A 10771-nucleotide genomic window follows, 5' to 3' on the forward strand; every position below is an offset into this window, starting at 1 on the left:
TAAATGATTATTTAAATGGTTACACCAAATTGTATATTACTTTATTTCAAAGCGCACTCCTGCACTCATCTTAAGATGCCACCGAGAGTTGGCAGAGCTAAAAAACTCTTTATCCAAAGGTATCACATCGTATCCACCGCCGATCGCACCATAAAGGGACATCGAATTGGTGATGCTATACTCCGCTCCTACTGAGAGGTGGGTATCGAGATAAAAACTCTGCTTGAGTTTCTTAACTCCGTCGCCTTTATAGGCTACCGAGACTGGGAACATTCCACTCGCTCCAGCACTTCCGTAGCACTTCCATCGACCTAGATCAGCAAAATAATATTGCAGATTCAGGGGGACACCTACTGCATGAACCTTTGCAATAAATTCGGAACCCAAGTTGGAGGTCACATTAAGTTGCCTATATGCATACTGCACGCCACTCTCTAGGCTCCATCTTTTTGAAAGAGGAAGAATGGCCGTCACCGCCAGCTCTATTGGAGCCAGTTCTTGAGTAAAGAATTGCTCTTGGATGGGCTCGAAGTAGCGACTATCCGTGACACTCACTAAGCTGTACCGAGTAGAAGTATCCCCCACTCCACCGCCACTAACAGAGGCTCCACTTAGATTCACTGATAGCCTGATGGGTCGCTGCTCCTTAGGTGCTACAGTTATCGACTTTTCATAAGGTCTCAGTTCTTCCAAAGGTGATTGCTGCTCACTATTCACCTCTTTCTCCACCACCACAGGCTCCTCGTGAACCTCCTTCTCAGGCAGATCAGAAGTCACCTCTTCAATTATACTCTCTTGACTCATTATCTCGTGGGTGGACTCCACCTTTTCCGCTCTATGGTATCGCACGAATTGATCTACTTGAGTAATGCCCTCCTCGTGGTCAACAGGATTAATAGGCTCTACAATCTTAGCGACTTCACTCTCTGTACTCTGTACCAACTGATCAATAGGTTCATTGTCCTGGTGTAGCAGTAGTAATAAGAGAATGACCGCCGCAGCTGATGCTGCACCGCCCCATACCAGCCAAAGGAGAGGCTTCCTCCGTTGGTCTGTCGGCAATTGCAAAGGAGGTAATTGGTCGATAGGAGCTTGATAATCCATCAACTTCTCACGCAGCTTCTTTTCCCACTGATCTTTTGGTTCTATTCTTGCTCTTTGATCCATTGCTCAATTCTCCTTTTAAGTTCCAACTTAGCACGATGATACTGAGATGATGAGCTTCGCTCCTTAATCCCTAATCGTGCTGCTATCTCTTTATGACTAAACCCCTCTATCACATACATATTAAGGACCACTCGGTAGCCATCAGGCAACCCCGCGATCATCTCCATCAAGAGGTCATTATCTAGCTGGGCTAGCCACCCCACCTCTTCATCTTGAGGCACCTCCTCGGCTCTCTGCTGCTCCTCGTCATATCTATCCACCATGCGTACATGGAAACTTTTTAGGTGATTGATGCACTCATTAATCATAATACGCTTCAGCCACGCTATTAGCGATCCATCCCTTTGATACTTAAAGGTATTCCTAGCCTTATAGGCTTTGCAGATAGCCTCTTGAAATAGATCCTTAGCCACCTCTCTATCCCCCACATACCGAAAGGCAACGCCCAAAAGCCTACGTGCATAAAGCTCGTAGATCTGCTGAAATGCCTTCTCTGGGTCACTACCGAGTAGTGAGGCTATTTTTTGTTCGCTATTTACTGGATCCATACATTCTATCTTGGTCTCTCTATAGTGAAAACAAAGCGGTCACTGAAATACTGCATCAATTACCAAATTTATTTGAGACTTTGCACGAAGGATGAGATGCAAGGCGCTAAGGATGAGTCCGAAGGGAGCGTACTTGCGTACGTGACCTAGGCCGAATTCCGAAAGCAACGCAGCAGATCGCCTTCGTGCAACAGTCTCTTCAGTGCAAGATACATCAAAGCATAGAAAAAAGCGGTCGTCTGAACTATCTAAGTCCAACGACCGCCACTTCACAAACGAACTATTCAACAGCTAATTCTACTCTACATCATCTATCAGCCAATGTTAATCACACGCTCAATAGGAGTCTTCTCCTCTTCCTTGAGCTTTGGAATCACCACTTCGAGCATTCCGTTTTCCATCTTGGCCGAGATACCCTCCTTATCAACATCTTCGGGAAGCAATAGCCTTTGCACAAAGCTCTGATGCATAAACTCCCTACGCAAGTATCTCACGGGGCTCTCCTCAACCTTTGAAACCTCCTTATGCTCACTCTCTGGAGCCTCAGCAGAGTTCACCTCCTTCTGCTCCTCCTTCTTTTGCATCGAAATCACCAGCGCCTCATCTTCATCAAGCTTTACCTGCACATCCTCCTTAGTCAGTCCAGGAGCTGCTATCTGTATGGTATACTCCTTGTCGCTCTCCATCACATTGCACATAGGAGTGGTGCTCCGCCTATTACTTGCCACAGCAGGTCTCACCATATCATTGGCAAATATCTCATCCATCAAGTCAAAAATTGTACGTCCCATATCTATTTCCTTCCTTTAAGTTTAGTATGCTTATTATCAAACACTTCCTAGAGCCACCTGCCCTAGCTACTTAAGTAAGTGCAAAGCGTTTGCCAAGATAGATATTTGACACTTAGTCCTGACAATTGACTATTTCGTCACGACAGCATGCGATTTTTGACAAAAAAGAGCGACAAAGGTTACTAGCCCCTACCTCATAGATGACGAATGTGATTTCGTGCGGGATATATGGTACAGTTCATTGCCCCCTTTATCCAATAAATACATAGTGAGCTTACCGCTTTTTATGGATATAAAGGCGAATCCTGTCTCAGGGCTACAAAACTGCGTTCCCTCTATCGGCTTCACCTTGCGTGAAAGAGCACCCGATGAGACCACCACATAGTCAACAGAGCTACCACGAGGGCGAATATGCTGATGATTGTGTATGTGTCCTGATAGATAGAGGTCTACCCCATACTTCTCCAGCAGTGGCTGAACGTACTTCTGCATATCCAATCGCTCTGATTCAGACTTTTTTGTATCCGCATATACGGGGTGATGACCAGCAACTATTTTGTAGTCTGCCGTGCTATTGGCCAAGCCCTTTTCCAGCCAAGCCAATTGCTCTTCTCGGCTCTCACCCTGTACGCTTCGGTACTCTGGATCATTACGATACTTATCAATCAGCGGGCAAGTATCCAACATAAAGAGCTCCACCTTCTCCCCCTCTTCCGTCGTGAAGCAGAGAGAGTAATAGCGTGCGGGCATCACCCACCTACGGCTAACCTTAGAATAATCAATCATCGCCTGCACATTACCCTTTTGCTCATGATTGCCAATGATGGGGTACCAAGGTATCTGGAGCTCGGGGTGATCGTAGACCAATTCAAAGTTAGTCATCCACAGCGGGTCGGAAGTGCTCTCCAGCCCAATGTAGTGAAAGTTATCTCCAAGGGTAAGTACAAACTCGGCATCGCCATTGCCAGCTAGTTCGCCCATACTCTGTGCAATAGCTTTCTGGTCATAGTAGCCGTTGCGACCCTGGTCGGTAATAATCAGGAAATTAAATCCATCATCACTCGCCTCAGCTATCTCTGAAGGCGACATCTGTGCAAAGGCACTTAGCGGTAATAGTAGCCAAAGGGCTAGTAAGATCCTATTTATTTTGTAAGTCATAGTCCTATTATTATGAATGTAAATGTTTATAGATTCCAACGGATGCCAGCGTTAAAGGTTGGCTTGTAAAGCTCCAATTGCATTAGCCGATCCTTCTGGCCTTGGTAGTAATAGAGGGGCGTATTGAGTAAGTTATTGGCATCGAAGAAGATTTGCAAGTTTTGCTTTATCTTGTAATTGGCATTGAAGTCCAAGAAAGCCTGACTTCCGTAGTAACAATCTTCGAAATCATTTTTGCCCAATTCATCGACATACGAACTGGTATAGTTGTATGATAGGCGTGCCGTAAAGTGCTTATCCTCGTAAGCGATAGAGGCATTAACGGTATGAGGTGCCGAACCAGGCAACATCATGCCCTGACGCTCTTCGCCCTCTTCATTGGTAATACCCGAAGCCTTGGAGTGGGTATAGGTGTAATTGAGGTAGAGAGAAAGGCGCCGTAGGAAGGCCAAGGGCAGGAAGTCGAGCTGGCGATTGTAAGAGACCTCAAAGCCATATATATCTACCGACTCGCCATTGTGGTGTGTCTTGTAGTCCCACTCCTCACCCACTGGAATTGGATTGCTACGTGTGGGATAAAGCTTGGCGAAGTCACTATTCGTAAAGCTACTGGTTGCATAGGTGTAGATAAAGTCGTTTAGACGCTTGTAAAAGAGCCCCGCAGATAGCGATGCCACATTACCTGGATAGTACGAAGCGATTAGATCCACATTGTGAGCATAGGTACTCTTAAGATCCGAATTGCCGAGCGATATATTGTGATCGGCATTTGAGATATTCATATAAGGTACCAACCAGTAGTAGTTTGGTCGAGCAATAGAAGTTGAGTAGGCAGCTCTCAGTACTGTCTTTTTATTGGGTTCGTACTTAAGGGTCAGATTAGGGAAGAAGTTGGTATAGCTATTCTTGTCTTTGACATCTTCACCCTTCTCATCTTCTATCAATGTATGCCCTAGGTAGTCAATCGCTGTGTGCTCAATTCTCAACCCAGTAATAATCACTAGCTTCTTGGTGATATTTTGGTCCCACCGCAAATAGGCAGCATAGATATTCTCCTTAGCATTGTAGTTGGCAGTCCAGTATTCACTCAGTATGGCCTCGCGATCAAACTTTTGGGAATTATCGAGATCCAACCCACCCAAATAGGCTTTGCTTGGGAATTGTCCTGGCACATAGCCTTTACCATTAAGGAACTTAGCATCGTTCCACTCTACCAAATCCATCTGAGGAAAATCTGGGAAGGCACCCTTTGGTTCATATTCGTAGTAGATATTGTCTCGATCCTTTTCCTTGAGGCGAAGCTTGGCACCAATACGGAGACGACCTTTCTGCTCGGGAATCACGGAAAGGGGAAAGCGGAAATTGAGTTTGGCGCCCCACTCATTTTCATAGGTCATCTGCTCAGACTCTGAGAGCGTATCCAATCCAAACTTATCGATAGACTCATTTTGTGCTGAAATCTTTGGGTATCGAGTATCAGATAGGTCTTGCTCAAAAGTGACCTTCTTTTGTCGCATATTGATATAGCGCTCGTGAGGGCGATGCTCAGAAGCTCTTGAGTAGGAGGCTCCCCAGTTCATCTCTACCTTACTTCCCAATAGATGCTCACCACCCAAGGCGATATTGTAGACACGCTGATCCTCTAATCGGCGATTACGATTGCGAGAGTTGTCAATACCTCCTTTAGTCTGGCGATCAATACGTCCGCTATAAGTGCCATCACTCTCAAGCTTCATCTTGGTCATACGGTAGCGAAAGCGATTTTCTCTATCATCACGCCAATTGTAGAGGGTCTTCAGGTAGATTGAACTTGAGTTATTGAACTTATAATCCAGGTTGATAGATCCACTTCGGCGTACACGCTGTACATCGTACTTGCGGATCTGAAAATCCTTCATATAGATATCATCACCTTTGGAAGTCCATTCGCCCTCAATATTGTCAGAGCCGTAGTCTTTATTCTGATATGAAAAAGAAACCACCATTCCTAGCTTATCATCTAGATAGTGATTGCCATAGGTGAGGGCTCCATTGAAGGTTGGTTTATTTCGAATCATGTTGTACCCCCCACCCATATTGATCGATAACTTTTGACGTCGTGGGGCGGTCTTGGTAACCAAGTTGACCGAACCACCGATAGCATCGGCCTCCATATCGGGGAGTAAAGTCTTATTGACCTCGATCATAGAGATCATATCACTAGGGATCAAGTCCATCTGCACATTGCGGTTATCCCCTTCGGCACTTGGTATGCGTCCGCCATTGAGGGTCACAGAATTGAGATGTGGTGCTAAACCACGCATCGCGATATTGCGAGCCTCTCCTTGGTCATTTTGCATTGTGATACCCGAGATACGCTTCAAGACGTCACCAACATTAGAGTCGGGGAACCTCCCTATCTGGTCTGCAGAGACCATATTGGTGATGTTGCTATTACTTCGCTCCGTATTGAGTGCACGGGCTTGACCTTTCAATAGCTCTCCCACAATCACCACTTCACCAGTTGTGAATGTTGACTCACGCAACTTCACATTGATACTGATATTTTTTCCTTTCTGTACGGTAACTTTAGAATTGTACTCCTCAAAGCCTAGATACTTGACCGTCAGAGTATATGAACCTGCTGGGACATCTAGGAAGACAAACGAGCCATCGGCAGTAGAGACTGTGTACCGATTGTCCTTATCCAAGGTCAATATGGCTCCAGGCAGATATGCTCCATTCTCATCGATTACAACACCCGATAGATTACCTGTGGTCTTGGAGGGTTGAGCTTTCTCTGGACGTTCTACGGGTTGCGTTGCCGAAGCCACTAGATTGCTGGGTAATAATAAAGCCCCGGCAACTATTGACAACCATAGCATCCTTTCTTTTCTAAACATAATAATGTTTCTAGTTTAACATTGTTAACGTGACAACTATTCGTTTCGCAAAAGTATAATAACTAGATTACAATTCCCTTCTGTCTATGTGACAATGCTGTTGCGATCATCACGTAACTTATCCTCAAGGACTACCCCCACCCAGAATTTCAAACTGCGAAATAAGGCGAAAATATCGGCTAAAACAGGGTCACAGATACGTTCATCACAACCAACTGGATTTCAACACTATACCAAAGCGCTTGCCGAGATGCAACTAAACAATCGGCGAGATGCAACTCGGCAAATGCTTAGTTGCAACTCGCCGATTGCTTAGTTGCATCTCCACTTTTACTCACTAGCATAGATGATTTATGAAGGGTTTAGAAATGGCGAATGATTCAAGGGTAACGCATTAGGCTAATGCATACCCTCGCTCCTAAACAGAAAGGGAGTGATTATCTCATTAATGTTTAGTAGATTTGCGTAGAGATATACTTATAGTACTATTAGCTTAAAATGGAAGAGACTAAGCGACCAATTAATTGGCGTCCCTACCTTTATAGATATATTGTCCCATTAGTGGTCATCACTGGGATATTGATGGCATGGACCTGGGAACGTCCAGAGCCGGCCGATCCCTACCCTATGGAGGTGATGGAAGGGAGGGTAGCCTATCGCTTTAGGGGGAGCTACAATAGAGACTTCAATGACCTCAATGATATACAGCTCAAAGCAGCCAAGAAAAAAGGGATTACCCCAGCCCAAACTCGCAATGAGCTGGAGCATAAGAAGGGGCTGGTGGAGCTACAGAGCAATGATCATTACAAAATAATGGAGCTGACACACTCCGTTCCCTATGTGATTCCTGAAATGGCACAGCTCCTCGAGGAAATTGGGTCGAGCTTTGTAGGAGTGCTTTCGGAGGACCAACTTCCACTCTATCGCCCAGTGATCACGAGTGTTACACGCACGGAGGAAGATGTGCGAAAGCTACGACGAGGTAATGGCAATGCTTCCGAAAATAGCACCCATAGGTATGGAACTACGGTAGATATATCGTGGAAAAGGTTTGACAAAGTAGACCCTAATGACCCACGTGACCTATCGGAGGAAGAGCTGAAGCACCTTCTCGCCATGGTACTCAAGAGGTATCACAATCAAGAGCGTTGCTACATCAAGCATGAGCGTCAACAAGCCTGCTTTCATATCACTGTACGATGAGACCTATTAGCACCAACCCTTTAGTCCGAATCATCTCTCCAGACGACGAAAGGTATCAGGAGATAAAAAATGTACACGATCCAATAAGCCGTAAGCAGCTGCTCAAGGAACTTATTGACCGTGTACGCAGGGAAGAGGTGCTGATCCAATACATTAACCCCTCATTTACCCAACCTAAGCTGGTGGCATTTGACCTTGATGGCACGCTAGTAGCCAGCGAATTTATACACACTATTGCCACGCAAGGGGTAACGCCAGAGGTAGGAAAGGAGCTGAGACGGCTCACTGAGGAGGCCCTTAATGGGGCTAAAGACTGGAGCCACAATTACGAGAAAAGGGTGGCCCTTTTACAAGGAACGAGTGTGAAGTGTTTGGAGAATATCTATCAGTTACTTCCTCTGGCTGAAGGAGCAAAAGAGTTGATTGCCTCTCTGAAAATCAAGGGGATCAAAACCGCAATCATTTCTGGTGCGTGGAGTGAATATGCCGAGTACATTGCAAGGATAACGGGTATTGAGCACTGCTTTGCCACTAGATGGGAATTGGATAATGGGCAAGTCACCGGTCGCATCAGTGGCCCAATACTCTCGCCCGAGGCCAAGTGGGAGGTGCTGAGGCAATTGGCAGAGGAGCATCAAATTCTGCCAAAAGATATCGTAGTAGTGGCCGATGGCTATAACGACCTAGAGATGATGACCCACGTGGGGTCGTGCATACTTTTACACGCCACGCCCCATCACCCCCTGCCACTAATGGAGTGTGTTCAACAGATTTTATGCAAAGAATTTACAAACTAATACTAAACATATGAGGTACGGATACGTAAAAGTGGCCGCAGCAGTGCCATTCGTCAAAGTAGCAGACTGCTTCTACAATGTAGAGCGTCACGAGGCGATGATTCGCCGTGCAGAGGAACAAAATGTAGAGATGCTCACTTTCCCTGAACTCTCTATCACAGGATACACCTGTGGAGACCTATTTTTACAACCCTTCTTGCTCGAACAGGCTGAGAAGGCCATCTGCCAATTGGCGGAACGCACCAAGGACCTTAAGATGCTCATCATCGTGGGCATGCCACTAAGGGCGGAGGAGAAGCTATACAATGCCGCAGTAGCAATCCAAGAGGGGAAGATATTGGGAGCCATACCCAAAACCTATCTGCCCAACTATCGGGAGTTTCAGGAGAAGCGGTGGTTTGATAGCTCGCTAGAGCTCTCCTACTCCACTGTGACTATCGGGACTCACGAGGTACCGATTGGGCACGACATTATCTTTAAGTGTGGCGATGTAGGGGTTGGCATTGAGATTTGCGAGGATATGTGGACGCCCGTGACACCAGGCACCCGCTTGGCACTCAATGGGGCACACCTCATCTTCAACCTCTCGGCGAGCAACGAGAATGCGGGGAAGAATAAATATCTCAAGTCGCTCGTCTCCTCTCTTTCTAGTCAGGCAATCACTGGCTATGTTTACTGCTCATGCGGTTTTGGCGAAAGCTCTACAGACCTTGTCTATAGCGGGAAAGCCTTTATCGCTGAGAATGGAGAGATTGTGGCAGAGATGGAGCGCTTCAAGCTAGGGGAGAAGCTACTTGTGAGTGATATTGACGTAGAGCGTATCCGCACAGAGCGCCTTATCAATAGCTCTTTCCGTACAGCTGCCTCAGTCTATGCTGGTGGGGATAAGCTAAGTGTGGTACCATTCCAACTCAAAGAGGCGGATAAGAGCTTTGAGATGACTCGTCCAGTGGAGAGGAATCCTTTTATGCCTTCTACAACCAACCTTACTGAGCGTTGTGAAGAGATGTGCCAGATCCAGATGGTAGCACTCGCTCAGCGACTCAATTACCTGAAGGGGTCAAAGGTGGTGATTGGTGTAAGTGGTGGCTTGGATAGCACACTCGCCCTTATCGTAGCTGTGCGTACAATGGATATGCTAGGCCGTGATCGCAAGGATGTGATCGGGGTACTGATGCCAGGCCTTGGCACCAGTGACCGCACCTATCAAAACTCTAAAAAACTGGTTTCGCTTCTTGGTGTTGCCTCGAAGGAAGTCTCTATTAGCGAGGCATCTATCGCACACCTGAAGAATATTGGGCACAACGGCACTACGGAAGATACCACTTACGAGAATGCACAAGCACGGGAGCGGACTCAGGTGCTGATGGATATTGCCAATATGGAGGGGGCTTTTGTACTCGGTACTGGCGACCTCAGTGAGTTGGCACTCGGCTGGTGTACGTTCAATGCTGACCATGCAAGTATGTACAGCATCAACGGCTCTATCCCTAAGACAGGGGTAAGGATGATGGTACAGCACTTTGCAGATACCAAGCTCTTCGATAGTGAAGAGCTAGCCCAATTGCTGAGAGATATCGTGGACACCCCAGTAAGTCCAGAGCTCACCAAGGGGGCATTGAAGCAACAGACGGAAAGCATCATCGGGCCTTATGAGGTGCACGACTTCTTTATCTACCATATGCTTCAGAATGCCTACTCCCCCAACAAGATATTCTATCTTGCGCGTAAGGCCTTCGATGGTATCTATACCAAAGAGCAGCTCAAGGGGTGGATGAAGATCTTTGCGCGGCGCTTCTTCGCACAGCAGTACAAGCGCAACTTCCTGCCAGATGGACCAAAGGTGGGTGTAGTATCCCTCTCTCCTCGTGGCACGTGGCGTATGCCTAGTGATGCCTCGGCAGAGATGTGGCTAGAAGCCATCGACAAGTTCTAACCCCGTAACCACTATAATCGAGTAGGTCGGGAAACGAAAGTTTTCTGACCTACTTTCGTTTCCTTCCCTCTCACACCACCGTACGTGCCGTTCGGCATACGGCGGTTTAATTCGTTTTCAAAGAGTGTCTAATCGCATAGTAGTCCAAACAACTTACAAGGCCTCTGCGGGCAAGTACATCTTTCGATATAGCTCGTACCACGCATGTACGTCTCACCACCCATTCGTAGCGGTCTCCGCAGTAGGATGTAAGCTTGGCTAAGTCGTTGCAGACACCAAGTTTGCGTAG

The 10771-nt window shown here is 46.7% G+C and carries 8 protein-coding genes; 3 read left to right on the forward strand and 5 right to left on the reverse strand.

Features of this window, described 5'->3' with window-relative positions; genetic code table 11:
- Window positions 1–36 precede the first annotated feature (36 nt).
- The 5 genes from A3GK_RS0101960 to A3GK_RS0101980 form a co-directional block, all read right to left on the reverse strand.
- Entirely contained in the window at window positions 37–1167 is a 1131-nt protein-coding gene (locus A3GK_RS0101960) for a porin family protein (protein WP_018027853.1), read from the reverse strand.
- Entirely contained in the window at window positions 1146–1715 is a 570-nt protein-coding gene (locus A3GK_RS0101965) for an RNA polymerase sigma factor (RefSeq protein ID WP_018027854.1), read from the reverse strand. The genes A3GK_RS0101960 and A3GK_RS0101965 overlap by 22 nt, the downstream gene beginning before the upstream one ends.
- Before the next feature lie 314 nt (window positions 1716–2029).
- Window positions 2030–2506 (reverse strand): Hsp20/alpha crystallin family protein, encoded by a 477-nt coding sequence (locus tag A3GK_RS0101970; protein WP_026161654.1) that lies wholly within the window; start codon window positions 2504–2506, stop codon window positions 2030–2032.
- Window positions 2507–2695: 189 nt separating this feature from the next.
- The gene (locus A3GK_RS0101975; RefSeq protein ID WP_018027856.1) at window positions 2696–3664 is read right to left on the reverse strand and encodes a metallophosphoesterase; all 969 of its coding nucleotides are present in this window, start codon (window positions 3662–3664) and stop codon (window positions 2696–2698) included.
- 26 nt (window positions 3665–3690) lie between these two features.
- Window positions 3691–6546 (reverse strand): TonB-dependent receptor, encoded by a 2856-nt coding sequence (locus A3GK_RS0101980; protein WP_081605300.1) that lies wholly within the window; start codon window positions 6544–6546, stop codon window positions 3691–3693.
- A 498-nt stretch (window positions 6547–7044) separates the two neighbouring features.
- Here A3GK_RS0101980 and A3GK_RS0101985 point away from each other — a divergent pair, with 498 nt between their 5' ends.
- The 3 genes from A3GK_RS0101985 to A3GK_RS0101995 are packed head-to-tail and all read left to right on the forward strand — an operon-like array spanning window position 7045 to window position 10482.
- Window positions 7045–7749, forward strand: coding sequence for a DUF5715 family protein (locus A3GK_RS0101985; RefSeq protein WP_018027858.1), 705 nt, complete (start codon window positions 7045–7047; stop codon window positions 7747–7749).
- Entirely contained in the window at window positions 7746–8546 is an 801-nt protein-coding gene (gene serB / locus A3GK_RS10270; protein WP_018027859.1) for a phosphoserine phosphatase SerB, read from the forward strand. Before A3GK_RS0101985 ends, serB begins: the two co-directional genes overlap by 4 nt.
- A 10-nt stretch (window positions 8547–8556) precedes the next feature.
- Window positions 8557–10482 (forward strand): NAD(+) synthase, encoded by a 1926-nt coding sequence (locus tag A3GK_RS0101995; RefSeq protein WP_018027860.1) that lies wholly within the window; start codon window positions 8557–8559, stop codon window positions 10480–10482.
- Window positions 10483–10771: the final 289 nt, after the last annotated feature.

The sequence above is a fragment of the Porphyromonas somerae DSM 23386 genome (assembly GCF_000372405.1).
Classification (GTDB): domain Bacteria; phylum Bacteroidota; class Bacteroidia; order Bacteroidales; family Porphyromonadaceae; genus Porphyromonas_A; species Porphyromonas_A somerae.